Raw genomic sequence first — 25,651 nt, 5'->3', positions numbered from 1 at the left:
GCAGTCATGCGTAAATACCTGACCGGACTTTGGGCCTGCATCCGAACCGGTACAGACTTCGATACGGCCAAGCTTTTCAGCGAAAAACATCTCGCGAAAGCTTGACCGGTAACAGAGTATCTACAGGGGGGGGTGAGCAGCGTCGGGCGGTGATGCGGGGTGTCAGGTGAATCGCGTCGTCGGTGACGCGGCTTGCGCCGCTGCTACAGGGGGTGTGTGAGCAGCGTCGGGCGGTGATGCGGGGTGTCAGGTGTGCGGCGTCTGGCGGCCGGCGGTGATGCGGGGAATATTCGGGAGCGGAAAAAAGAAAACCCCGCCGAAGCGGGGTTTTGCAGACTGTTTCCCATGACATCCATTTCCGTCCGCCGTCCTGGCAGAAATCCTACGTGTCCCTGTTATATCTAGGCGCATCCTGCGCAACGTCCTTGGAGAGAAGATTAACCGTGGATCCAATCTTCGGATATAGCTCAAAGACGCCGCGTTACGTAAGCCAAAGCTTACACCGTCAGAACTGCGCCTCATCCAGCAGAAACAGCGACGCACTGCCGGCATCGACAGCGGCCGCCAGCGAGTGAACCCGTGGCAACAAACGCGCGAAATAAAACCGCGCCGTGCCCAGCTTGCTGGCGTAGAACGCCTCGTCCTGCCGGCCCAGCGCGGCGCCGGCCATCCTTGCCCACATGTAGGCATAGGCGGTGTAGCCAAAGGCCTGCAGGTACTCGACGGACGCCGCGCCAATCTCGCGCGGATCGTTCCCGGCCCGGTCCAGAACCCCGGCCGTCAGCGCATCCAGACGGTCCAACGCCTGGATCAACGGCTGGGTGAACTCCTGCAATGCGCCTTCGGCCTGGGTCGCGTAAGCCCGTACCTCCTCGGAGAACAGCTGATAGAACGCGCCGCCGTTGCCCACGACCTTGCGCCCCATCAGGTCCAGCGCCTGGATACCGTTGGTGCCTTCGTAGATCTGGGTGATGCGCACATCGCGGACCAGCTGCTCCTGGCCCCATTCACGGATATAGCCGTGGCCGCCGAATATCTGCTGCCCATGCACCGTGGTTTCCAGGCCCAGGTCGGTCAGGAACGCCTTGGCCACCGGTGTCAGCAAAGCGACCATGTCCTCGGCGCGCTTGCGCGTGGCCGGATCTTCGCTGTACTTGGCCGTGTCCAGTTGCAACGCAACGTAGGTGGAAAAAGCACGCCCGCCTTCGTTGCAGGCCTTCATGGTCAGCAGCATGCGCCGCACGTCCGGGTGGACGATGATCGGGTCGGCCATCTTGTCGGGCTGGACAGCACCGCTGGGTGAGCGACTTTGCAGCCGGTCGCGGGCATATTCCACAGCGTTCTGGTAGGAGCGCTCGGCCGACGCCAGGCCCTGGATACCGACCCCCAGACGCTCGTAATTCATCATGGTGAACATGGCCGCCAGACCTTTGTTCGCCTCGCCGACCAGGTAACCGGTGGCGCCGTCGAAATTCATCACACAGGTGGCCGAGGCCTGGATGCCCATCTTGTGCTCGATGGAACCGCACGACACGGCATTGGGCGCCCCCAGGTTGCCGTCGGCATCGACCATGAACTTGGGCACCAGCAGCAACGAGATGCCCTTGGGACCGGGCGGTGCATCGGGAAGCTTGGCCAACACCAGGTGAATGATGTTCTCGGTCAGGTCGTGTTCGCCGCCGGTGATGAAGATCTTCGTCCCGCTGACCTTGTAGCTGCCGTCGGCTTGCGGTTCGGCGCGGGTGCGGATCAGGCCGAGGTCGGTGCCTGCATGGGCTTCGGTCAGGCACATGGAGCCGGCCCAGGTGCCTGCATACATCTTGGGCAGGTAGGTCCGTTTGAGCTCGTCGCTGGCGTGAGCGTTGATGGACAAGCAGGCACCGGCCGTCAGCATCGGGTACAGGCCGAACGCCAGGCTGGCTGAGTTGACCATCTCCTCGACCTGCGCCGAAATCACCTTGGGCATGCCCATGCCACCGTGGGCGGGCTCACCGCCGACGCCGACCCAGCCGCCCTCGGCATAGGTCTGGTAGGCCTGGAGGAATCCAGCCGGGGTGGTGACCACGGTATCGCGCCAGTGACAGCCCTCCTCGTCGGCCGCCCGGCTCAACGGTGCGATCGCCTGGGCCGTGACCTTGCCGGCCTCTTCGAGGATCGCCTCCATGGTTTCCACGTCGACGCTGTCGGCCAGGCCCGGCAATTGCGCCCAGTGGCTGGCGACGTCGAATACTTCATTCAGAACAAAGCGCATATCGCGCAAGGGAGCTTTGTAGTCCGCCATGGCTAACTCGCAGGAATTCGAGGGCTGAAGTTCGAAAGCCGGGCGGCGCGCTCGGGTCGACGCGCGCCGCAGGCTGGTTGGCCTGTCAGTAGGAAAGGCCGAAGTGCGCTTCGTCCATGGCCATCAGGTTGCCTGCGCCGGACAGCATGGCGGCAAAGTGAGTGCGGGTGCGCGGCAGGATGCGCTGGAAGTAGAAGCGCGCAGTCTGCAACTTGGCCGTGTAGAACGCCGCATCGCCATGACCCTCGGCCAGTTTCTGCGCCGCTACGCGAGCCATGTCGGCCCAGAAGTAGGCCAGGCAGGCGTAGCCCGAATACATCACGTAGTCGACCGAGGCGGCGCCGACTTCTTCACGGTCCTTCATGGCGGCCATGCCGACCTTCATGGTCAACTCGCCCCACTCCTTGTTCAACTGCGCCAAGGGGGTGACGAACTCGGCAACCGCTTCGTTGCCTTCGTTGGCCTGACAGAACTTGTGCACGATGCGGGTGAAGCCCTTGAGCGCCTCGCCCTGGGTCATGAGCACCTTGCGGCCCAGCAGGTCGAGCGCCTGGATACCTGTGGTGCCTTCGTACAGCATGGAAATGCGGCTGTCGCGTACGTTCTGCTCCATGCCCCACTCGGCGATGAAGCCGTGTCCACCGTAGATCTGCACGCCGTGGTTGGCGGCCTCGAAGCCCACTTCGGTCATGAACGCCTTGGCGATCGGGGTCATGAATGCCAGCAGGGCATCGGCACGTTTGCGCTCTTCCTCGTCCTGGCTGAACTTGAGCACGTCCACCAGTTTGGCGGTGAAATAGACCATGGCACGCGTGCCTTCGGCGAAGGCCTTGATGGTCAGCAGCATACGGCGCACGTCCGGGTGCACGATGATCGGGTCGGCGGCCTTCTCCGGCGCCTTGGGGCCGGTGAGCGAGCGCATCTGCAAGCGGTCGCGGGCATAGCGCAGACCACCCTGGAACGCCACTTCGGCGTGTGCCAGGCCCTGCAGAGCGGTACCCAGGCGCGCGGTGTTCATGAAGGTGAACATGCAGTTGAGGCCCTTGTTGGCAGGGCCGATGAGGTAGCCGGTGGCGCTGTCGAAGTTCATCACGCAGGTGGCGTTGCCGTGGATGCCCATCTTGTGTTCCAGCGAGCCACAGCTCACCGCATTGCGCGCGCCGATCGAACCGTCTGCGTTGGACAGGAACTTGGGCACGATGAACAGCGAGATGCCTTTGGTGCCGGCCGGCGCATCGGGCAGGCGTGCCAGGACGATGTGCACGATGTTGTCGGCCATGTCGTGTTCGCCGGCAGAAATGAAGATCTTCGTGCCGCTGATCGCATAGCTGCCGTCGGCCTGGGGTTCGGCCTTGGTGCGCAGCATGCCCAGGTCGGTGCCGCAGTGCGGCTCGGTCAGGCACATGGTGCCGGTCCACTCGCCGGACACCAGCTTGGTCAGGTAGGCCTCTTGCTGCTCGGGGGTTCCGTGGGCGGAAATGGTGTTCATCGCGCCATGGGACAGGCCGGGATACATGCCCCAGGACCAGTTGGCACTGCCGATCATCTCGCTGACCGCAAGCCCCAGGGATTCGGGCAGGCCCTGGCCGCCGTGCTCGACGTCATGGGCCAGACTCGGCCAGCCGCCTTCGACGAACTGCTTGTAGGCTTCCTTGAAACCGGTTGGCGTCTTCACGCCGTCCTCGCTCCAGGTGCAGCCTTCGATGTCACCCACGCGGTTCAGCGGTGCCAGTACCTGTTCACAGAACTTGGCGCCTTCTTCGAGGATGGCATCGACCATGTCCGGCGTTGCGTCCTGGCAACCGGGCAGGCTTTGATAGTGCGCTTCGTAGCCGAGCAGCTCGTCGCGGACGAAGCGAATATCACGCAAGGGGGCCTTGTAATCCGACATAGCGATAAACCTCTGCTGAACTCCGGTGGGTTCGACCTGCGACAGGTTGTCGCTATCAAACGGGTGTTTGAAACATACGTTTACGCCTGGGCAAAGTCAATACCCGCCCGGCGCCGGTCGACGGCATCGCGCCTGCCAGTAGCAGCGCGCATCCGGTCTGCAGAAACGGGTACAGCGAGGTATTCAGCGGGTAGCGTACGGGTTAGAGCGGCGTGCCGAGCAGCACGTTGGCAGGATCGAACCAGACATTGACCGGCTCGCCCTCTCGGACCGGTCCGAGCGGAGACAGTGCGCAGAGGGTCTGCCCATTGGCCAGCCCGATGCGCATTTCACAGGGCCCCTGGTCCTGGAGCAGAACCTGCTCCAGGAGCCCTTGCAGGCAGTTGTGACCGGGGACACCGGCGACCTCCACCGGCAACACGCAGAGCCAACCGGCCTTGATCAAGGCCACCACCCCGGCGCCCGGGGCCAGCGACAGGATTTGCGTGCTGTCGTGGGTGATCTGGGCACGCAAGTTCAGCCCTGCGCCAAGATCCAGGGTGATGTGGTCGTTGCGACCTTGCGCCTCGATGGCACTCACGCGGCCATGCAACTGGTTGCGCGCACTGGTGCGCAGCATCAGTCGGCCGAGCAGGTCCAGGTCGTTGGCGTCTTCGGCGGCTTCGAGAACCTGCGCCTGCAGCGCTTGAAGTTTCTGGTAGAGGCGCAGCATGCGCTGCCCTTCCTCGGACAATCGGGCGCCCCCGCCGCCCTTGCCGCCCACGACGCGCTCGACCAGGGGCGTGTGAGCGAGGTTGTTGAGTTCGTCGATGGCGTCCCAGGCGCCTTTGTAGCTCAGGCCGGCGGCCTTGGCGGCGCGGGTGATCGAACCCTGCTCGGCAATATGCCGCAGCAACTCGATGCGTTGCGGACGACGTGCGATGTGTTGGGCCAGCAAAGGGGACAAGGTCATGGTTCAAGGCTACTCGGCCTTGGCCGTGCGCGCCAGACAGTAGACGTCCACGCGCGCGGCGCCGGCCTTGCGCAGCAGCACCGCCAAGGCCTGGGCAGTGGCGCCAGTAGTGATCACGTCGTCGACCAGGGCCACGTGCAGCCCTTCCAGCCTCGCGTCAGGTATCACGGAAAAAGCGTGTTGCAGATTGTGCAGCCGCGCCTTGGCACCCAGTTCCTGCTGGGCTCGTGTTTCGAGCGCGCGCTGAACGAGGGTCGAATCGCAGTCGATATGCAGCGCCCTGGACAGCCAGCCAGCGAGCATTTCAGCTTGGTTGAAACCGCGCTTGCGCAGGCGTTTGCGGCCCATGGGCACCGGGATCAGCAATTGCGGGCGCGGCAGATCCTCGTTGAAACGGTGGTCGAGCCAGTGGCTGGTCAACTCTGCCAGCAGGCGCCCGTAGGGCCACTGGCTGTTGTGCTTGAAACGCGTGATCAGGCTGTCGACGGGGAAACCGTAATGCCAGGGGGTTTCCACCTTCTCGAAGGCGGGCGGACGGCGCCGGCACGGGGCGCAGGTGAATCCGCTCATGGCCAGCGGCAGGGCACACACCACACATTGCTCGTCCAGCCAGGGCAGATCGCATTCGCAGGCCTCGCAGAGCGCATAGGGGTTACCCGAAGCGCCATCACACAGCAAGCAGGACTGATCACTTTTTATCCACTTGTAAACCGAGGTATTGACAGCAGGTTGACAGTACATGGCGCTTCCTTAATCATGCCCGCATTCGACTCAATAGCCGCGTTGCGCCCATGGACATTCCGTGTCCTGGACTTGACCGAGCATAAACAAGGAATCGCCGATGAGCGCCAGTACAACTGCAACCGTTCGTCACGACTGGACCCTGGCCGAGGTCAAGGCGCTGTTCGTGCAGCCTTTCAACGACCTGCTGTTTCAGGCGCAAAGCGTGCATCGCGCGCATTTCGATCCCAATCGGGTTCAGGTCTCGACCCTGCTGTCGATCAAGACCGGCGCCTGCCCTGAGGACTGCAAATACTGTCCGCAGTCGGGGCACTACAACACCGGGCTGGAAAAAGAAAAGCTGATGGAAGTGCAGAAGGTGCTCGAAGAAGCCGCCCGCGCCAAGGCGATCGGTTCGACGCGATTCTGCATGGGCGCGGCCTGGAAGCACCCCTCGGCCAAGGACATGCCGTATGTGTTGCAGATGGTTGCCGGGGTCAAGGCCATGGGCCTGGAAACCTGCATGACCCTGGGCCGGCTGGACGAAGACCAGACCAAGGCACTGGCCCAGGCCGGGCTGGACTATTACAACCACAACCTGGACACCTCGCCGGAGTTCTACGGCAGCATCATCACCACCCGCACCTACAGCGAGCGCCTGCAGACCCTGGCCCACGTGCGCGACGCCGGCATGAAGATCTGCTCGGGCGGCATTCTGGGCATGGGCGAGTCGCTGGACGACCGCGCCGGGCTGCTGATCCAGTTGGCCAACCTGCCGGAGCATCCCGAGTCGGTGCCGATCAACATGCTGGTGAAGGTCGCCGGCACCCCGCTCGAGAACGCCGAGGATGTCGATCCGTTCGACTTCATCCGCATGCTGGCCGTGGCGCGCATTCTCATGCCGCAATCCCACGTGCGTCTGTCCGCCGGGCGTGAGGCGATGAACGAGCAGATGCAGGCACTGGCCTTCCTGGCCGGGGCCAACTCGATCTTCTACGGCGACAAGCTGCTGACCACCGCCAACCCGCAGGCGGACAAGGACATGCAGTTGTTCGCCCGCCTCGGGATCGCCCCAGAAGCGCGGGAAGAACACGCTGACGAGGTCCATCAAGCGGCCATCGAACAGGCCCTGGTCGAACAGAAGAGCAGCGACCTGTTCTACGACGCTGCCTCCGCCTGACCCTGCGCCGGCCCCGTCGCCGGCGTTCATCCACTGCCATTCGAGGCCTGCATGCCCTTCGACCTCAGCGCGCGCCTGGCCGAGCGCCGCGCCGCCGACCTCTATCGTCAGCGTCCATTGCTGCAAAGCCCGCAAGGGCCGCGCGTGGTGGTCGATGGCCAACCGCTGCTGGCCTTCTGCAGTAACGACTACCTGGGTCTGGCCAACCACCCCGACGTGATCAAGGCCTGGCGCGAGGGCGCCGAGCGCTGGGGCGTGGGGGGCGGCGCGTCCCATCTGGTGGTTGGCCACAGCAGCCCTCACCATGCGCTGGAAGAAGCCCTGGCTGAATTCACCGGGCGCCCGCGGGCGCTGCTGTTCTCCACCGGCTACATGGCCAATCTGGGGGCGGTCACTGCCTTGGTGGGGCAAGGCGATAGCGTGTTGCAGGACCGTCTCAACCACGCATCGCTGCTGGACGCCGGGCTGCTCAGCGGCGCGCGCTTCAGCCGTTATCTGCACAACGATGCAGCTAGCCTGGAAACACGCCTGGCCAAAGCCGTCGGCAACACGCTGGTGGTGACCGATAGTGTGTTCAGCATGGACGGCGACCTCGCCGAACTGCCACAACTGGCAGCCGTTGCGCGGGCCAAGGGCGCCTGGCTGATGGTCGACGACGCCCACGGATTCGGTGCCCTGGGCGCTACCGGCGGCGGTATCGTCGAGCATTTCGGGCTGGGGATGGACGATGTGCAAGTACTGGTCGGTACTCTGGGCAAGGGCTTTGGCACCGCAGGCGCGTTCGTGGCGGGCAGTGAGGAACTGATCGAGACCCTGGTGCAGTTCGCTCGGCCCTACATCTACACGACCAGCCAGCCACCGGCGCTGGCCTGCGCCACCTTGCGCAGCCTGCAACTGCTGCGCAGCGAACACTGGCGGCGCGAGCACCTGGCGAGCCTGATCACCCAGTTCCGATACGGCGCTGCCCAGTTGGGCCTGACCTTGATGGACAGTTTCACGCCCATTCAGCCGATTCTGGTCGGCGATGCCGGCCGTGCCTTGCGCTTGTCCCAGTTGTTACGCGAGCGCGGATTGCTGGTCACGGCCATACGTCCGCCGACCGTGCCTGCCGGCAGTGCGCGGTTGCGGGTGACGCTTTCGGCAGCGCACAGCAGTGCCCAGGTCCAGCAATTGCTCAATGCGCTGGCTGAATGCTACCCGCTGCTGGGAGCCGAACATGTCTGATCGCCTGATCCTGCTGCCCGGCTGGGGCCTGGGTACAGATGCGCTGGAGCCGTTGGTCGCTGCGCTGCAGCAGCTCGCTGAACCGGTGCCGGTGCAGATCGAACCCTTGCCCACGCCAGACGCTGCGGGGCTTGCCGGTTGGCTGGATGCCCTCGACGCACGCCTGCCGGACGGTGTCTGGCTGGGCGGCTGGTCGCTGGGGGGCATGCTTGCCGCCGAGCTCGCGGCGCGCCGGGGTGAACGCTGCCCCGGCCTGTTGACCCTGGCCAGCAACCCCTGCTTCGTGGCCCGCACCGACTGGCCGGATGCAATGCCCGCTGAGACGTTCGAAGCCTTTCTGGCCGCTTGCGAGGCGGATCCGAAAACCCTGCTGAAGCGCTTCGCGTCGCTCTGTGCGCAAGGCGCTGCTGATCCGCGCGGGCTTTCTCGGCGACTGGCAGTTGCTGAGCCCGCTTCGACACAGACGTTGGTCGAGGGCCTGCACGTGCTGGCGGAGCTGGATACCCGAGCCGCGTTGCAGGCGTTTGCCGGGCCGCAACTGCACCTGTTTGCCGGGAGCGATTCGCTGGTGCCCGTCGGGGCAGTGAGTGCATTGCGCAAGCTGGTGCCGGAGGCGCAGATCGGCGTGGTCGAGCGGGCCGGCCATGGGTTCATGCTGGAAGACCCGGATAGGGTCGCCGGTGCAATTGGGGCCTTTGTGCATGAGTGAGAGGAACGGGATTGTGCTTGGCGCAGGCGTTGAGGTAGCAGATGACGCGGCTTGCGCCGCTGCTACAGGGGGTGAGGTGAGGCGGGAGAATGCGCTCGGGTTGCCGGAAAAGCGGCTGGTGGCGGCGTCGTTCTCCAAGGCGGCGGCGAGCTATGACAGCGTCGCGCAATTGCAGCGGGACGTGGGTCACTCATTGCTCACTCGACTGCCAGACGACCTGCAACCCTGGCAATGGCTCGACCTGGGCAGCGGCACCGGCTACTTCAGCCGTGTTCTGGCCCAGCGTTTTCCAAGCGGCGTCGGTGTGGCGCTGGACATTGCCGAAGGCATGCTCAGCCACGCGCGGGTACAGGGTGGTGCTACCTGGCATGTGGCTGGCGATGCCGAGCAGCTGCCGTTGCGCGACGGCAGCTGTGGTCTGATCTATTCCAGCCTGGCGGTGCAATGGTGCAGTGACTTCGCCGCCGTGCTCGCCGAGGCTCGCAGAACCTTGCAACCCGGCGGCGTGCTGGCCTTTGCCAGCCTGTGCGCGGGCACATTGCACGAGCTGCGGCAAAGCTGGCGAGCGGTGGATGGCCGAGTGCACGTCAACCGCTTCCGTGAATTCGCCGACTACCAACGCCTGTGCGCTGACAGCGGCCTGGAGGTGCTGGGCCTGGATAACGTATCCCATGTGCTGCACTACGCCGACGTGCGTGGCCTGACCCATGAACTCAAGGCGCTGGGTGCGCACAACCTCAACCCCGGTCGCCCCGACGGCCTGACCGGCCGCGCGCGCATGCTCGGTCTGTTGCAGGCCTATGAAGCCTTTCGTGTACCCCAGGGGCTGCCAGCCACCTACCAGGTGGTCTACGCTGTGCTGCGCAAACCCGCCGAGCAAGGACAATCCTGATGAGCGCCTATTTCATCGCCGGTACGGACACGGACATCGGCAAGACCACCGTGGCCGCCGGCCTGCTGCACGCTGCCAGCCTCAAGGGCCTGAGCACCCTGGGCGCAAAGCCGGTTGCCTCGGGTTGCGAGGTGACCCCCAAGGGCCTGCGCAACAGCGATGCGTTGGCCTTGATGGCCCAAAGCTCGCTCAAGCTTGAGTACGCGCAGATCAATCCGGTCGCCTTCGAACCTGCAATCGCCCCCCACATCGCCGCCCGCGAGGCCGGCGTGGCCCTCACCGTCGGCTCGCTGTTGGCCCCCATGCGTGAGGTGCTGGCCCGGCAGGCCGACTTCACCCTGATCGAAGGCGCTGGTGGCTGGCGCGTGCCGCTGTCCGACCAAGCCAATCTGTCGGACCTGGCCATTGCCTTGAAGCTGCCGGTGATTCTGGTGGTGGGCGTGCGCCTTGGCGCTATCAGCCATGCGCTGCTGAGCGCGGAAGCCATCGCCCGCGACGGCCTGCAACTGGCCGGCTGGGTGGCCAACATCATCGAACCGAAAACCTCACGCCTGGAAGACAACCTCGCCACCCTGGCCGAACGCCTGCCGGCCCCTTGCCTGGGTCGCGTGCCCTACCTGAAGAACGCCAGCGCACAGAGCGTGGCCGAATATCTGCATATCGAGCTTCTTGGGTAGCAAGGCTCAAACCTGCAACGCGGGTGCGCCGTATTGACTCAACAGTGCGTCGGCCGTCAGTAGCTGCATGCTTTCCAGAGTGGCTTGGGCAAACAGCAGGCGGTCGAATGGATCGCGGTGAATGGGTGGCAGCTTTTCAACGGCCATGCCATGGGCTGCCGTGATCGGCAGTTCGTGGTAGCCATTGAGCAATAGCTGACGGCGCAGACCCACCGTATCGATCACTATGCCGCTGCGGCTGAGGCCGTTTTTGATAGCCACTTCCCATAGGCTTGCCGCGCTGAAGTAAACCTCGTGATCCAGATTGGCGATCAAGGATCGAGCCATTGAGGAAAGCATTGGGCTGTCCTTGGCGACCCAGATCAGGATATGCGTGTCGAGCAGTAACTTCACACCTTGCCCTCGAAGAGATTGGTGACCTCATTGTCGAGTTCATCAAAGTCTTCCGGAACCACAAGATCAAGCATGAAACCGATACGCTTTGCTTCGCGCGGCTCTGGCGCATCATAGGCCACCAGCTTGGCAATGGGCTTGCCGGCCTTGGCGATGACCACCACTTCACCGGCTGCGGCTTGTTCGAGCAAGCGCGACAGATTGCTCTTGGCGTCGTGAATGTTGTGGATGGCCATTGGTGGCGACTCCCTTGGCAGGACAAACGATCTGTGCAAGGCAAAACCATGCGATGCATGTCAAGTCTAGCCTAGCCCGACGTGTTAGCTAATGCATTCTTGTGTGTCATTTTCAAACGCAGGTGCGAAGTCGAAGGCCGCTTTGCGTATCAACTGCTCTCCCGCGCCACCAGTTCGCAGTCGAGCAGCTCCAGATGCGGCGGCTCGCCCTCGATGATGCCCAGGCTTTGCAGGACACGAGTCGCTGCCAGCACGCCAATCTGCAGCGCAGGCGGCCTGATGGTGGTCAGGCTGGGCAGGAGCATTTCGGCGAAGGGGTAGTCGCCGAAGCCCATCACCGCGCAATCCTGTGGAATGCGCAGCCCGGCGCGCTGGGCCGCCAGCAAGCCGCCGGCGGCCAGGTTGTCGTTGGCGAAGATGATCGCATCCGGTGGTTGCGCGCTCGCCATCAGGGCATGCAGGGCCTGTTTGCCGGCTTCGAAAGGCGCCAGGGAGGGATCGGGAGCGAACACCTGGGGTTCCAGGCCCAGCTCGGCCAGCGTCGCGGCATAGCCGTCTCGACGCTCGAGAGCACTCAAGTCGCCCGCTGCGCTGTTCTGGACGAAGGCGATGCGCCGGTAGCCTTCGCCGTACAGATAGCGCACCGAAGTGACGCCCACCTGAGCATGCGAGAAGCCGATCTGCATCGGCGCGCGTTCGGGTTGATAGTCCCAGGTTTCCACCAACGGTATCTGCGCTTGGGCCAGCATCTTCTCGGTGCCGACGCTGTGGAAGTGGCTGGTCAGCACCAGGGCCGCAGGCGACCAGCCAAGGAAGGCACGCACAGCGTTCTCCTCCTGCTCGGCGCTGAAATAGCTGGACGCCAGCAGGACTTGGTAGCCATGCCTGCTCAAGGTATCGCTGAAGCCTTGAATGGTATGGGCGAAGATCGGCCCGGAAATGTTCGGGATGACCATGCCGACGATCTTGCCCCGCGCCGACGCCAGCCCTCCGGCAACCAGATTGGGAACATAACCCAGCTCCGTCACCGCCTGGGCGATGCGCTGCCGATGCTCGTCCGATACCAGGTCCGGTCGATTGAAATACCGCGACACGGTCATGGCAGAGACCCCCGCGTAGGTGGCCACGCTGGCCAGTGTCACGCGGCCAGCACCACGGCGCTTGCGCTGGTGCTTGGGATCGGTCATCTGCCCGCCTCTAATAACTAAAAACCATAAACAGTAGAGATCACGGTATTTGACCGTATAAGCGTTCATCGCCACTATTCGCCATGTTAGCGCTAACCAACTAACCTGTCTGCTACTCGCTCGAGCGAATGCTGCGCCAATCAAAACAATGTCCAGCCCCTGTTCGAGCGACCCGCCATGCCACAGCGTCAATCTTTCGCGATCAAGACTTCCGTATTGTCCCAAGCCGTCGCTGCGGCCATCGCCTTGGGCGCAATGCCCGCCTTTGCCGCCCAGGGCGATGAAGAGTCGGTCAGCCTGCAGGCCGTCACGGTCACCGCCACGCGGCGTGCCGAGTCGCTGCAGAAAGTGCCCGTGGCGGTGTCGGTGGTCGACGGCGAGCAACTGGAACGGGACAACCGCAACGGCGTTGCGAGCATCGTGCAACAGGTGCCCAGCCTGAATTTCCGCACCGGCGCCTCGAACAAGGACACCTCGCTGTTCATCCGTGGCGTGGGCACCATTTCCACCTCACCCGGCGTGGAGCCCACCGTGGCCACGGTCATCGATGGCGTGGTGTACGGGCGCCCCGGCCAGGCCACCCTGGACCTGTTGGATCTGGAACGCATCGAAGTGCTGCGCGGCCCCCAAGGCACGCTGTTCGGCAAGAACGCCTCGGCCGGCGTGTTGAACATCGTGACCAAGGCGCCCACCCAAGAGACCCACGGCTACATCGACCAGTCGTACTACAGCGGCAACGAAAGCCGCACCCGCTTCGGCATCGGTGGCAGCCTGATCCCCGACACCCTCAAGGGCTCGCTGACCACGCTGTTCGGCGGCTACGACGGCAACGTCGACAACCGCGCCAATGGTCACGAAGTCAACGGCTACAACCGCAAGGGTGTGCGTGGGAAGCTCGAGTTCACCCCCAATGACGACCTCACGCTTACCTTGGCCGCCGACTACATGCAGAGTCACGACGACGCACCCAATGGCGTCGTCAGCAAGGCACTCACTCCCGCGTTCGCGGGCGCCCTGGCGCCGGTGTCGGCCAGCGGCCACAGCCGTGATATCGCCAGCGACTACCGCAGCCATGTCGAGGACATCAACAAGGGTCTGTCGGCCCAGTTGGACTGGAACCTGGGCGACTACACCCTGACCTCGATCACCGCCTGGCGCGGCTGGGACAACACCCAATGGCAGGACGGCGACCGCCTGGCGACCATCACCAGCGCTTTCCCCGGCACGGAAGACAAGGGCGATCTGAGCTACGACCAGTACTCACAGGAAGTCCGCCTGGCCTCGCCCAAGGGTGAGTTCGTGGAGTACGTCGGCGGGCTGTTCTACATGCACGGCAAGGATGACGAAACCTACCGCCGCACCTTGGTGACACCGACCGGCAGCCAGCGCGGCGTGGCCGACTACACCACCACCAGCGACAGCTACTCGGCCTTCGGTGAGACCACCCTCAACTTCACCTCGCGGCTGCGCGGCATCGCCGGCCTGCGCTGGACCCACGACGACCTGGAATACGATCACCGTCGCGTGTCGACCTCGGCCACCACCGTCAGCGGCATCCAGCCGGGCACCCGCAGTTCAGGCTCGGTGGATGAGGATGGCTGGTCCGGACGACTGGGCGTGCAGTACGACCTCAGTGAAGACGTCATGGCCTATGTCACCTATTCACGCGGGTACAAAGGCCCCGCCTACAACGTGTTCTTCAACATGCAGCCGCGCGACACCGACGCGCTCAAGCCGGAAACTTCCAACACATGGGAAGCGGGGATCAAGGCCAGCGCCTGGGACAACCGCCTGACCACCAACGTGGCGGTCTTTCACAGCGAGTACGACAACTACCAGGCGAACTTCTTCGACACCGTGGCCAACCAGGTGGTGACGCGACTGATCAACGCCGGCAGCGTCAGCACCGAGGGCGTCGAGCTGGACTACGCCCTGCAGGCCACACAGAACCTCAAGCTGTCCGGCGCACTGGCCTACACCCGTGCGCGCATCGATCAGTTCAGTTGCCCGGCCGGCGCGGCTGCTTCCTGCAACGTCGACGGCAAGACCCTGCCCTACAGCCCCGACTGGAAGAGCTACGTGCGCGCCGACTACAGCATTCCATTGGCCAATGGCCTGGATGTGGAGCTGGGGACCGATTACAGCTGGCAGAGCGAAGTGCAGTACGACATCAGCCAGAACCCGGACACCAAGCAAGGTGCCTATGGCATCTGGAATGCCAGCATCGCCTTGGCCGACTACACCAATGGCTGGCGTGTCGCGCTGCTGGGCAAGAACCTGGCCGACAAGTCCTACTCGCCGATGCTGGCCAGTGGCAGCGGCTATATCTACCGCGCCGTGCCCCGTGATGACGAGCGCTACTTCGGCGTGCAACTGCGCAAGGATTTCTGACATGAGCGCCAGACAGATGAAACTGGGTGCGTTTCTGATGGCCACCGGGCACCACGTGGCTGCCTGGCGCCATCCCCAGGTGCCGGCCGATGCCGGGCTCGATTTCCAGCATTATCGGCACCTGGCGCAGGTGGCCGAGGCGGCCTGCTTCGACACCCTGTTCCTGGCCGACAGCGTGGCAGCAGCCACCGGCGACAGCGCCAGCCAGATGGCCCGCTCCGACCATTTCGAACCGTTAACCCTGCTTTCGGCACTGAGCGTGGTCACCGAACGCATCGGCCTGATCAGCACGGTCACTACCAGCTACAACGAGCCCTATCATGTGGCACGCAAGTTCGCCTCGCTGGATCATCTGTCCGGTGGCCGCGCCGGCTGGAACCTGGTGACCTCGGACGCCGCGGCCGAGGCCGGCAACTTCGGCCGCGACGAACACATCGGCCACGCCGAGCGCTACAGCCGGGCGCAAGAGTTTCATCAGGTGGTCACTGGGCTCTGGGACAGCTGGAGCGCCGATGCCTTCGTGCGCGACAAGGCCAGCGGCCAATACTACGACCCGGCCGGGCGCCGCGAGCTGAACCATGTCGGCGAGCACTTCAAGGTCAAGGGCCCCCTCAACGTCGCCCGCTCACCGCAAGGGCGACCAGTGGTGGTGCAGGCCGGTTCGTCCGAAGCCGGCCGCGCGCTGGCGGCACGGACCGCCGATGTGATCTTCACCGCGCAGCCTTCATTGGCCGCCGCGCAAGCGTTCTACGCCGACCTCAAGAACCGCGCGGCCACGTTTGGTCGTGCCGCCGATGAGCTGAAGATCATGCCTGGGGTGTTCGTCGTGGTCGGCGAAACCCAGGCCCTGGCGCAGGCCAAGTTCGAAGCATTCCAGGACCTGGTGCAACCCGAGGTCGGGGTTGCGCTGCTGGGCCGCATGCTGGGCAACTTCGACTTGTCCGGCTACCCGCTGGACGGACCGCTGCCCGAGCTGCCCCTGACCGACAGCGGCCAGCGCAGCCGTCAGCAACTGCTCAGCGAACTGGCCGAGCGCGAGCATCTCAACCTGGCGCAACTGGGTCGCCGAATCGCCGGGGGGCGTGGGCATTTCAACCTGATCGGCACCCCCGCGCAGATCGCCGACCAATTGCAGCTATGGTTCCAGAACGGCGCCGCCGATGGTTTCAACGTGTTGGTGCCGCATCTGCCCGGCGGGCTCGAGGACTTCGCACGCCAGGTGGTGCCCGAACTGCAACGCCGCGGCCTGTTCCGCACCCACTACACAGGCACCACGTTGCGTGAGCATCTGGGCCTGCCCGAAATCAACGGGCGCTGATCGGGCGCCCTTCGACATACCTTGAAACGAGGCTTTCCATGACCTACATCGCTGCCGAACATCGCTACCAGCGCCTGCCCTACCGCCGTGTCGGCCGCAGTGGCCTGGTGTTGCCAGCACTGTCCCTGGGGTTGTGGCACAACTTTGGCGACAGCACCCCGATCGACACCCAGCGCAGCCTGTTGCGCACCGCCTTCGATCTGGGCATGAACCACTTCGACCTGGCCAATAACTACGGCCCGCCCTATGGCAGTGCCGAGATCAATTTCGGCCGTCTGCTGCGCGAGGACTTCAAGCACTACCGTGACGAGCTGATCATCTCCAGCAAAGCCGGTTGGGACATGTGGCCCGGCCCGTACGGCCAGGGCGGCGGCTCGCGCAAGTACATCCTGGCCAGCCTGGACCAGAGCCTGCAACGGCTGGGCCTGGACTATGTGGATATCTTCTACTCGCACCGCTTCGACCCCGACACGCCGCTGGAAGAAACCGCCAGCGCCCTGGCCACGGCGGTGCAGCAGGGCAAGGCGCTGTACATCGGCATTTCCTCGTACTCTGGGGTCAAGACCCGTGAGATCGCCGCCCTGCTCAAGGAGTGGAAGGTGCCGCTGCTGATCCACCAGCCTGCCTACAACCTGCTCAACCGCTGGGTGGAGAACGACCTGCTGCAGGTCACCGACGAACTGGGGGCCGGTGTCATTGCCTTCACGCCGCTGGCGCAAGGGCTGCTCACCGACAAGTACCTGCAAGGCGTGCCGGCCGATGCGCGGGTCAACCGTCCCGGCGGCGGCTCGTTGCTCCCTGGGCATTTGAGCGAGGCCAACCTGACCCACGTTCGCGCGCTCAACGAAATTGCCCGCCGCCGCGGCCAGAGCCTGGCGCAATTGGCCCTGGCCTGGACCCTGCGCGACAGCCGCGTGACCAGCGCCCTGATCGGCGCCAGCCGCCCCGAGCAGATCATCGAAAACGTCGGCGCACTGGACAACCTCAGCTTCAGCGCCGAGGAACTGGCCGAGATCGACCGCCATGCGGTGGAAGGCGGCATCAACCTCTGGGAAAAACCCTCGACTGCGCAATAAGGGATCGATCACATGAAGACACTCGCTCGCGTGGGCGCCGTGCTGGCCTTGCTGGGCCTGGCCGGCGCCGCTCTGGCCGATCCGGCGGCGCTGCGCATCGGCTATCAGAAGGGCTCGATTGCCCTGGTCCTGGCCAAGCAGCATGGCCTGCTGGAAAAACGCTTCGGGCAGACCCAGGTCCAGTGGATCGAATTTCCCGCAGGCCCGCAGATGCTCGAGGCCTTGAACATCGGCAGTCTGGATGTGGCGGCAACGGGCGATATCCCGCCGCTGTTCGCGCAGGCAGCGGGCGCGGACCTTGTGTACATCGGTGCCGAGCCGGCCAAGCCCCAGGCCGAGACCTTGCTGGTCAAGGACACCAGTACGTTCGCTCAGGTCGCCGACCTCAAAGGCAAGAAGGTCGCCTTTCAGAAAGGCTCCAGTTCGCACAACCTGATCCTGCGGGCGCTGAACAAGGCTGGCCTGAGCTATCGGGACATTCAGCCGGTGTACCTGAGCCCGGCCGACGCTCGGGCGGCCTTCGAACAAGGCAGTGTCGACGCTTGGGCAATCTGGGAACCCTACTCGTCGCTGGCCCTGAGCCAGGGTCATGCGCGGCTGTTGGCCGATGGCAGCGGCCTGGGTCTGGGCGGGCCGATCTACACCGCACGGCGTGCCTATGTCCAGGCCAACGGCGAGTTTATCCACAACCTGCTGGACCAACTCAGCAGCGCGGAGGCACTGACCCGCACCGAGCATGCACAGAGCATCGCAGTGCTGGCCCAGTCCATGGGGCTGCCGGAGTCAGTAGTCGAGCGTTATGTGGACAACCGCCCACCCTCCCCCGTGCGGCCTGTGGATAACGCTGTGATCCAGACCCAGCAGGCGACTGCCGACCTGTTCTACCAGAACAAGCTGCTGCCCAAGGCGCTGGATGTCGGCCACGTGGCGCAGTGAGCCTGTGCGAGGATTAAGCCACGGCCTGCAATCTGTTCGTCACAATCCCTCCTTAAGGTACTCGCTGACCTGAAGGGAGATCACCATGAGCCTGTTAGAAGAACACCAAGCCACCGACCTGGAAAAGATCACCGGCCTGAGCCGTCGCCGCTTCATCGGCGCTGGCGCCCTGTGCGGTGCCGCGATGTTCCTGGGCGGCAACCTGCTGACCCGCACGGCCATGGCCAACGCGGTCAGCGCCGGCAACAGCGCATTGCTGGGCTTTACCGGTATTGCCGCGGCCACCAGCGATACCATCAGCCTGCCGCCCGGCTATCAGGCCAGCGTGCTGATCAGCTGGGGGCAGCCACTGCAGGCGGGTGGCCCGGCCTTCGATCCCAGCGGCAACGGCAGCGCCGAGGCCCAGGAAGTGCAGTTCGGTGACAACAACGACGGCATGAGTCTGTTCCCCTTCCCCAACGACGCCAATCGCGCGTTGATGGCAATCAACAACGAATACACCAACTACCGCTACCTCTATGCCCACGGCGGCAGCCCGCAGTCGGCTGAAGAAGTACGCAAGGCCCTGGCCTGCGAAGGCCTGTCGGTGATCGAGATCCAGCGCAAGGGCGGCCACTGGCATTTCGTCCAGGGCTCGCAATACAACCGCCGCGTTCACGGCAACACGCCAATCCGCGTCAGCGGCCCGGCGGCCGGTGATGCCCTGCTCAAGACTGCGGCCGACAGCACCGGGCAACTGGTGCATGGCACCTTCCAGAACTGCGCCAACGGCAAGACCCCCTGGGGCACCTACCTGACGTGCGAAGAAAACTTCACCGACTGCTTCGGCAGCACCGACGCTACCCTGGCGTTCACTCCCGCGCAGAAACGCTACGGGGTGGTCGCGGCGAGCAAGGAAATCAACTGGCACCCCCACGACCCGCGCTTCGACATGGCGCGCAATCCCAACGAACTCAACCGCTTCGGCTGGGTCGTGGAAGTGGACCCGTTCGACCCGACCGCCATGCCGGTCAAGCGCACCGCGCTGGGTCGCTTCAAGCACGAGAACGCGGCCCTGGCCGAAACGCGCGATGGTCGCGCGGTGGTGTACATGGGCGATGACGAGCGTGGCGAGTTTATCTACAAGTTCATCAGCCGCGACCGCATCGACCACCACAACCCCAAGGCCAACCGTGACCTGCTCGACCACGGCACGTTGTACGTCGCCCGTTTCGACAATGGCGACGGCAACCCGGATCGTCCCAAGGGGCATGGCCAATGGGTGGAGCTGACCCATGGCAAGAACGGTCTGGACGCCAGCAAGGGCTTCGCCAGCCAGGCCGAAGTGTTGATTCACGCACGGCTCGCCGCCAGTGCCATGCAGGCCACACGCATGGACCGCCCCGAGTGGATCGTGGTCAGCCCCAAGGATGGCCAGGTCTATTGCACCCTGACCAACAACATCAAACGCGGCGACGACGGCCAGCCGGTCGGCGGCCCCAACCCGCGCGAGAAGAACGTCTACGGGCAGATCCTGCGCTGGCGCGAAAGCGGCGACGAGCACGGTGCCATGGATTTTGAGTGGGACCTGTTCCTGGTGGCCGGCAACCCCAGTGTGCATCCTGGCCAGGCCAAGGGTGGTTCGTCCAACATCAACCCGCAGAACATGTTCAACAGCCCCGATGGCCTGGCCTTCGACGATGCCGGCCGGCTCTGGGTGCAGACCGATGGCGACACCAGCAATGCCGGTGACTTCGCCGGCATGGGCAACAACCAGATGCTCTGCGCGGACCCGGCCAGCGGCGAGATTCGCCGCTTCATGGTCGGCCCGGTGGGCTGCGAAGTCACCGGCGTGAGCTTCGCCCCCGATCAACGCACCCTGTTCATCGGCATCCAGCATCCAGGTGAAAACGGTGGTTCGACCTTCCCCGAACACCTGCCCAACGGCAAGCCACGTTCTTCGGTGATCGCCATCAGCCGCGAAGACGGTGGGGTGATCGGCGCGTAACATGCCCACCGCTACTGTCGCGTCTGCGCTACCATGGCGAGCCGGACGCGGCAGCCTGCCGCGCGCAGGAGTTCGCATGGCCCACCCTTTTGAAACACTGACCCCAGACCTGGTGCTCGACGCCGTGGAAAGCATCGGCTTTCTCAGCGATGCACGGGTGCTGGCGCTCAACAGCTACGAGAACCGCGTCTACCAGGTGGGCATCGAAGATGGCCAACCGCTGATTGCCAAGTTCTACCGTCCCGATCGCTGGACCAATGCGGCCATCCTCGAAGAACACGCCTTCACCGCCGAGCTGGCCGACTGTGAAGTGCCGGTGGTTGCGCCGATGGTGCACGAGGGCCAGACGCTGTTCGAGCACGCCGGCTTTCGCTTTACTCTGTTTCCTCGTCGCGGCGGTCGCGCGCCGGAGCCGGGGAACCTCGACCAGCTCTATCGTCTGGGCCAGTTGCTCGGTCGTCTGCACGCCGTGGGTGCCACGCGCCCGTTCGAGCACCGCGAAGCGTTGGGCGTGCAGAACTTCGGCCACGATTCGTTGCAGACCCTGCTCGAAGGCAACCATGTTCCGCGCAGCCTGCTGCCCGCCTACGAGTCGGTGGCCCGCGACCTGTTCAAGCGCGTGGAAGAGGTCTACAAGGCCACGCCACACCAGAACATCCGCATGCACGGTGACTGCCACCCCGGCAACATGATGTGCCGCGACGACGTGTTCCACATCGTCGACCTCGACGATTGCCGTATGGGCCCGGCGGTCCAGGACCTGTGGATGATGCTCGCCGGCGATCGCCAGGAATGCCTGGGGCAGCTGTCCGAACTCATGGACGGCTACAGCGAGTTCCACGACTTCAACCCCCGTGAACTGGCACTGATCGAACCGCTGCGCGCGCTGCGCCTGATGCACTACAGCGCCTGGCTGGCACGCCGCTGGGAAGACCCGGCCTTCCCGCGCAGCTTCCCCTGGTTCGGCAGCGAGCGGTACTGGGGCGACCAGGTGCTGGCGTTGCGCGAACAACTGGCGGCGCTCAACGAAGAGCCACTGAAACTGTTTTGAGCACACACGCGAGGCGTTGTGTCTCACGGCCCGATGTGTAAAGTTGCCGACCACCGCTCAATAACAAAACCATGCAAGCAGGGAGCTCCATGCAAGTCGCCAATCCCCGCCGGGGATACATCCTGGGCCTGAGCGCCTACATCTGCTGGGGGTTCATCCCCCTCTACTTCAAGACCCTCTCGCACTACCCGGCCGTGGAGATCATTGCCCAGCGGGTACTCTGGTCGGCGCTGCTCGGCTCGTTGCTGCTGCTGGTGTGGAAGCATCCCGGCTGGCTGCGCGAACTGCGCGACAACCCCATGCGCCTGGCGATACTGGTCGGCAGCGGTTGCCTGATCGCCGCCAACTGGCTGGTCTATGTCTGGGCAGTGACCCACGACCGAGTGCTCGAGGCCAGCCTGGGCTACTACATCAATCCACTGCTCAACGTCGTGCTCGGGTTGCTGATCCTGCGTGAGCGGCTGCGTCCGCTGCAGTGGGTCGCGGTGGCGCTGGCGGCAATCGGCGTGGCGCAGCAGGTGTGGCAAGTGGGCAGTCTGCCGTGGGTGTCCCTGGCGCTGGCCCTGACCTTCGGTTTCTACGGCCTGATTCGCAAGCGCGCGCCGGTGGCAGCGTTACCGGGGCTGGTCATCGAAACCTGGCTGCTGGTGCCGCTGGCTGCGGGCTGGCTGCTCTGGCATGGCGATGCCGCCAGCGTCCAGCCGGCGTTCTGGACCACCAGCGAGGCCCTCTGGTTGATGGCCGCGGGCCCGATCACCCTGGTGCCGCTGCTGTGCTTCAACGCAGCCGCGCGCCACCTGCCCTACACCACACTGGGTTTCCTGCAATACATCGCGCCCACCCTGGTGCTGCTGCTGGCCGTTCAAGTGTTTGGCGAACACCTGGCGCCGGCAACGCTGGTGACGTTCATCTTCATCTGGGCGGGGTTGCTTATCTACAGTGTGGATATCTGGTGGAATCGGCGCCAGCGCAGCTGATCAAAAAACACTCACATGGCTGCAGGCCAGGCCATACAAGACCTGCAGCGAGTTACGCCTAGGTTATCCACAGGCTGATCCACCTGGATTGTGCACAAGCCCGGCACAACTGTCCGTTTTTTGATCAAGGTTCGCAAACCGTTGCAGGCTGTGGGCTCCAGGGCTATCGACACAGGTTATCCACAGCCACGCTCAGGATAAACGTGGATAACCTCGAGGCGCCCCATCCAGTCCCAGTTCTTCACGCGCCAGTTTGACCAACGTGTTCATGTCGATCGGTTTGAGCAGGAAATCCACCACGCTGAAGTGCATTGCCGCGATCGCATCCTTCACGCTGGCATCGCCGGAAATGATGATGATCGGCAAGGCCGCGCGCTCCGACTCACGCACTTCACGAATGAGATCCAGGCCCGACTCGGGGCCCATGCGCAGGTCGGTGATCAGCAACCCGATGCGAAGGTTGGCGCGCAGTTGGCCCATCGCGCCCATGGCGCTTTCGGCCTGCACACAGGGGATGCCGTGCGCCTGCAGAATCTGCGCGAGCACGTCCCGCGTGTCGCGATCGTCATCGACCACCAGCGCCAGCTGGGGCGGTGTATCCTGAACCTGGCCCAACTCGCTGAGCGCTTCACGCTCGGCATCACTCAACAATGATTCGTGATCGGACATACGTTTCCCGTCATCCATTACCTATCCATCGGCCTTTTGACTGCCGTTCCACCTTTTAGACTTACGTCCAATGGGCACGTTCGCTCATGCAGTCGACCATGGCCAAACAATAAAGCCAAATTCTCAATAACGACAATTTCCGATTCGACTTATCGGGCGGTAACGGCCATGAGCAAAACCGACGCCTTCACCCAGGCGGGCAAGACCGCAGTGCTGCAGAACATTCACGGCACCGTGCAGTTCCTGCAACGCTTCCCACCGTTCAACCAGATGGAAAACGCCCATCTGGCCTATCTGGTCGAACAGTGCCAACTGCGCTTCTATGCCAGCGGTGAAAGCATCATCAAACCGGCCGACGGCGCTGTCGAGCACTTCTACATCGTCAAGCAGGGTCAGGTGGTGGGCGAACGGCCGCACAGTGCACGTCGCGGGACCGAAACCACGTTCGAGATCACCGCGGGCGAGTGCTTCCCGCTCGCTGCGCTGCTGGGCGAGCGCGCCACGCGCACCGAGCATCTGGCGGCAGAGGACACCTTCTGTCTGCAATTGAACAAACCGGCCTTCATCAAGCTGTTCGCGCTGTCCACGGTGTTCCGTGATTTCGCCCTGCGCGGGGTGAGCAGCCTGCTCGACCAGGTCAACCAGCAGGTGCAGCGCCAGGCCGTCGAAACCCTGGGTACGCAGTACTCGCTGAACACCCGGCTGGGCGACCTCGCCATGCGTCATCCCGTAACCTGCGCCGCTTCGCTGCCGCTGCGCGATGCCGTACGCCTGATGCACGAACAGCAAGTGGGCAGCATCGTCATCGTCGACGACCTGAAAGCCCCCCAAGGCATCTTCACCCTGCGCGATCTGCGTCAGGCCGTGGCCGATGCAGCCACCGATTTCGGCGCAGCCATCGAGCGGTACATGATTCCCCGGCCCTTCCACCTCAGCCCGGAAGCCAGTGCCTTCGATGCCGCCGTGGCCATGACCGAACGGCACATTGCCCACGTCTGCCTGGTCAAGGACCGGCGCCTGTGCGGCGTAGTGTCCGAGCGCGATCTGTTTTCCCTGCAGCGGGTGGATCTGGTGCACCTGGCTCGGACCATCCGCCATGCTTCGCGGCTGGAACAGCTGGTCGCTCTGCGCGGGGAAATCAGCGCTCTGGTCGAGCGCATGCTGGCCCATGGCGCCTCGTCGACGCAGATTACCCAGCTGATCACCTTGCTCAACGATCACACTGTCTGCCGGGTGATCGAACTGGTGCTGCAGGAACGCGGTGATCCGGGTGTGCCCTTCAGTTGGCTGTGTTTCGGCAGTGAAGGCCGCCGCGAGCAGACCCTGCATACCGATCAGGACAACGGTATCGTCTTCGAAGCCCGTGACGCTGCCCACGCTGCCGAGATCCGCGGCAAGCTGCTGCCGCTGGCGCATCAGATCAACCTGGCGCTGGCGCAGTGCGGCTTCAGTCTGTGCACGGGCAACGTCATGGCGAGCAATCCCGAGCTGTGTCTGTCGCGCCTGGAATGGGCGCGGCGCTTCGCCGGTTTCATCCGCGAGGCGAGCCCGGAAAACCTGCTCAATTCGAGCATCTATTTCGACCTGCGCACGGTATGGGGCGATGACTCGGCCTGTGCACAACTGCGCCGCAGCGTGCTGGAACAGGTCGCGGACAACAGCCTGTTCCAGCGCATGCTGGCGCAGAACGCCTTGCGCCAGCGGCCTCCGGTCGGGCGCTTTCGCGACTTCGTACTGACCCGCCAGGGCAGCGACAAGGCGCCCACCCTGGACCTCAAGGTGCAAGGCCTGACGCCCTTCGTCGACGGCGCGCGCCTGCTGGCCCTGGCCAACGGCATCGACACCGGGAACACCCTGGAGCGCCTGCGCCAGTTGGTCGCGAAAGAAGTCATCGACGCACAGGACGGTGCCGCCTATGAAGAGGCCTACCATTTCATCCAGCAGACGCGCATGCAGCAGCATCAAGCCCAGGCCCGGCAGCACCTGCCCTATTCCAATCGCGTCGACCCGGCCGAGCTCAACCACCTGGACCGGCGCATCCTGCGTGAATCGCTGCGCCAGGCCCAGCGTCTGCAGGCCAGTCTGAGCCTGAGGTACCAGCTGTGAGCCTGTTCGACTGGCTACGGGCCAAGCCTGCCTGCGTGCTGGACGCCACTTTGCAGCAACGTGTGGCAGCACTGCCCACGGCTCAGCCCTGGCAAACCTGCAGCCTGCGCGAGCAGCGCTGGGTGGTGCTGGACCTGGAAACCAGCGGCTTGAACCTGAACAAGGATCAGGTGCTGTCGATCGGCGCGGTGGTCATCGAAGATGGCGCGGTGGATTTCTCCCGGCAGTTCGAACGCACGTTGCTGCGCGAGCAACCGCGTCTGGGTGCCAGTGTCTTGATCCATGGCCTGGGCCCCGACGCGATTGCCGCCGGGGACGACCCGGCCGAGGCCTTGCTGGACTTCATGGCCTTCATAGGTGACAGCCCGCTGCTGGCCTTTCACGCGCCCTTCGATGAGCACATGCTCACGCGCGCGCTCAAGCAAAGTCTGGGCTACCGCTTGCAGCACCCGTTCCTGGACGTCGCCGCCCTGGCGCCGATGCTGTGCCCGGATGCGGCCCTGCGCGAAGCCGGGTTGGATGACTGGACCGCGCAGTTCGGCCTGCAGGTCGGTGAGCGCCATCATGCCAGTGCCGATGCGCTGGTCACGGCGGAGTTGGCCATGCTGCTGTTCAGCCGTGCCCGCCGCCAGGGCCTGGACAGCCCCAGCGCCTTGGCCGAGAAAGTGGCTCAGTGGCGGCGGCGCCAGCAGACTCAGGCGTTCTGACCGGCGCGAAACTGCGTATGCACATGAACGCTGCCGACACGCCTCGATTGCGCTGGCCACTGGCCTTTTTCCCGCTGCCTGTACGTATACT

22 protein-coding genes are annotated in these 25,651 nt (G+C 64.2%); 14 read left to right on the top strand and 8 right to left on the bottom strand.

All coding sequences use genetic code 11. The features are described from left to right. Positions 1-505 precede the first annotated feature (505 nt). The 4 genes from QMX89_RS11130 to QMX89_RS11115 all read right to left on the bottom strand — a co-directional run bounded on the left by QMX89_RS11130 (position 506) and on the right by QMX89_RS11115 (position 5,865). The gene (locus QMX89_RS11130; RefSeq protein WP_282348175.1) at positions 506-2,281 is read right to left on the bottom strand and encodes an acyl-CoA dehydrogenase C-terminal domain-containing protein; all 1,776 of its coding nucleotides are present in this window, start codon (positions 2,279-2,281) and stop codon (positions 506-508) included. Positions 2,282-2,366: 85 nt separating this feature from the next. Next, positions 2,367-4,172 (bottom strand): phenylacyl-CoA dehydrogenase, encoded by a 1,806-nt coding sequence (locus QMX89_RS11125; RefSeq protein ID WP_282348174.1) that lies wholly within the window; start codon positions 4,170-4,172, stop codon positions 2,367-2,369. Between the two features lie 202 nt (positions 4,173-4,374). After that, positions 4,375-5,124, bottom strand: coding sequence for a TOBE domain-containing protein (locus tag QMX89_RS11120; protein WP_282348173.1), 750 nt, complete (start codon positions 5,122-5,124; stop codon positions 4,375-4,377). Between the two features lie 9 nt (positions 5,125-5,133). Then, positions 5,134-5,865, bottom strand: coding sequence for a ComF family protein (locus QMX89_RS11115; protein ID WP_282348172.1), 732 nt, complete (start codon positions 5,863-5,865; stop codon positions 5,134-5,136). 100 nt (positions 5,866-5,965) lie between these two features. Between QMX89_RS11115 and bioB the strand changes: the two genes are divergently transcribed. From bioB to bioD, 5 genes are all read left to right on the top strand, one after another. Beyond that, a complete protein-coding gene (gene bioB / locus QMX89_RS11110; RefSeq protein WP_122743987.1) occupies positions 5,966-7,024 on the top strand; it encodes a biotin synthase BioB in 1,059 nt (352 codons plus the stop codon). Positions 7,025-7,075: 51 nt separating this feature from the next. After that, positions 7,076-8,248 carry an 8-amino-7-oxononanoate synthase gene (gene bioF, locus QMX89_RS11105; RefSeq protein WP_282348171.1) on the top strand — a complete coding sequence of 391 codons (1,173 nt, stop codon included), beginning with the start codon at positions 7,076-7,078 and terminating at the stop codon, positions 8,246-8,248. Beyond that, complete coding sequence (locus tag QMX89_RS11100; protein WP_282348170.1) at positions 8,241-8,957, top strand: alpha/beta fold hydrolase; 717 nt, start codon at positions 8,241-8,243, stop codon at positions 8,955-8,957. The genes bioF and QMX89_RS11100 overlap by 8 nt, the downstream gene beginning before the upstream one ends. 76 nt (positions 8,958-9,033) lie before the next feature. Beyond that, a complete protein-coding gene (bioC, locus tag QMX89_RS11095; protein WP_282348169.1) occupies positions 9,034-9,849 on the top strand; it encodes a malonyl-ACP O-methyltransferase BioC in 816 nt (271 codons plus the stop codon). Next, positions 9,846-10,526: a dethiobiotin synthase gene (gene bioD / locus QMX89_RS11090; RefSeq protein WP_049862082.1), complete on the top strand. Its 681-nt coding sequence runs from the start codon at positions 9,846-9,848 to the stop codon at positions 10,524-10,526. The genes bioC and bioD overlap by 4 nt, the downstream gene beginning before the upstream one ends. Before the next feature lie 6 nt (positions 10,527-10,532). Here the strand turns inward: bioD and QMX89_RS11085 are convergent, their stop codons facing one another. The 3 genes from QMX89_RS11085 to QMX89_RS11075 form a co-directional block, all read right to left on the bottom strand. Next, the gene (locus tag QMX89_RS11085) at positions 10,533-10,919 is read right to left on the bottom strand and encodes a type II toxin-antitoxin system VapC family toxin (protein WP_282348168.1); all 387 of its coding nucleotides are present in this window, start codon (positions 10,917-10,919) and stop codon (positions 10,533-10,535) included. Continuing rightward, complete coding sequence (locus QMX89_RS11080; protein ID WP_049862084.1) at positions 10,916-11,155, bottom strand: type II toxin-antitoxin system prevent-host-death family antitoxin; 240 nt, start codon at positions 11,153-11,155, stop codon at positions 10,916-10,918. Before QMX89_RS11080 ends, QMX89_RS11085 begins: the two co-directional genes overlap by 4 nt. A 149-nt stretch (positions 11,156-11,304) precedes the next feature. Then, complete coding sequence (locus tag QMX89_RS11075; protein ID WP_282348167.1) at positions 11,305-12,342, bottom strand: LacI family DNA-binding transcriptional regulator; 1,038 nt, start codon at positions 12,340-12,342, stop codon at positions 11,305-11,307. Positions 12,343-12,597: 255 nt separating this feature from the next. Here QMX89_RS11075 and QMX89_RS11070 point away from each other — a divergent pair, with 255 nt between their 5' ends. The 7 genes from QMX89_RS11070 (at position 12,598) to rarD (ending at position 22,078) form a co-directional block, all read left to right on the top strand. Continuing rightward, positions 12,598-14,733, top strand: a complete 2,136-nt coding sequence (locus QMX89_RS11070) for a TonB-dependent receptor (protein WP_282348182.1) — start codon at positions 12,598-12,600, stop codon at positions 14,731-14,733. A 1-nt stretch (position 14,734) separates the two neighbouring features. Beyond that, complete coding sequence (locus tag QMX89_RS11065; RefSeq protein WP_282348166.1) at positions 14,735-16,051, top strand: LLM class flavin-dependent oxidoreductase; 1,317 nt, start codon at positions 14,735-14,737, stop codon at positions 16,049-16,051. Between the two features lie 38 nt (positions 16,052-16,089). After that, positions 16,090-17,127, top strand: coding sequence for an L-glyceraldehyde 3-phosphate reductase (mgrA, locus tag QMX89_RS11060; protein ID WP_282348165.1), 1,038 nt, complete (start codon positions 16,090-16,092; stop codon positions 17,125-17,127). A 12-nt stretch (positions 17,128-17,139) separates the two neighbouring features. After that, positions 17,140-18,063 (top strand): aliphatic sulfonate ABC transporter substrate-binding protein, encoded by a 924-nt coding sequence (locus tag QMX89_RS11055; RefSeq protein WP_282348164.1) that lies wholly within the window; start codon positions 17,140-17,142, stop codon positions 18,061-18,063. Positions 18,064-18,148: 85 nt separating this feature from the next. Beyond that, positions 18,149-20,050 carry a PhoX family phosphatase gene (locus QMX89_RS11050; protein WP_049862090.1) on the top strand — a complete coding sequence of 634 codons (1,902 nt, stop codon included), beginning with the start codon at positions 18,149-18,151 and terminating at the stop codon, positions 20,048-20,050. Positions 20,051-20,126: 76 nt separating this feature from the next. Then, on the top strand, positions 20,127-21,101 hold the full coding sequence (locus QMX89_RS11045) for a serine/threonine protein kinase (protein ID WP_282348162.1): 975 nt from the start codon (positions 20,127-20,129) through the stop codon (positions 21,099-21,101). Between the two features lie 89 nt (positions 21,102-21,190). Then, the gene (rarD, locus tag QMX89_RS11040; protein WP_049862092.1) at positions 21,191-22,078 is read left to right on the top strand and encodes an EamA family transporter RarD; all 888 of its coding nucleotides are present in this window, start codon (positions 21,191-21,193) and stop codon (positions 22,076-22,078) included. 192 nt (positions 22,079-22,270) lie between these two features. On the opposite strand, the gene QMX89_RS11035 is transcribed toward rarD, so the two are convergent. Further along, positions 22,271-22,747 (bottom strand): response regulator, encoded by a 477-nt coding sequence (locus QMX89_RS11035; protein WP_049862102.1) that lies wholly within the window; start codon positions 22,745-22,747, stop codon positions 22,271-22,273. A gap of 168 nt (positions 22,748-22,915) precedes the next feature. Between QMX89_RS11035 and QMX89_RS11030 the strand changes: the two genes are divergently transcribed. Together QMX89_RS11030 and QMX89_RS11025 are read left to right on the top strand one after the other, a co-directional pair. Next, positions 22,916-24,853, top strand: coding sequence for a putative nucleotidyltransferase substrate binding domain-containing protein (locus QMX89_RS11030; RefSeq protein ID WP_282348159.1), 1,938 nt, complete (start codon positions 22,916-22,918; stop codon positions 24,851-24,853). Beyond that, positions 24,850-25,560 (top strand): 3'-5' exonuclease, encoded by a 711-nt coding sequence (locus QMX89_RS11025; protein WP_282348157.1) that lies wholly within the window; start codon positions 24,850-24,852, stop codon positions 25,558-25,560. The genes QMX89_RS11030 and QMX89_RS11025 overlap by 4 nt, the downstream gene beginning before the upstream one ends. The last annotated feature ends 91 nt before the right edge of the window (positions 25,561-25,651 follow it).

The sequence above is a fragment of the Pseudomonas sp. PS01301 genome, assembly GCF_029960215.1.
GTDB lineage: Bacteria > Pseudomonadota > Gammaproteobacteria > Pseudomonadales > Pseudomonadaceae > Aquipseudomonas > Aquipseudomonas coleopterorum.
The sequence above is the reverse complement of the archived record's forward strand: the minus strand, read 5'-3'. Positions and strand labels throughout refer to the sequence as shown.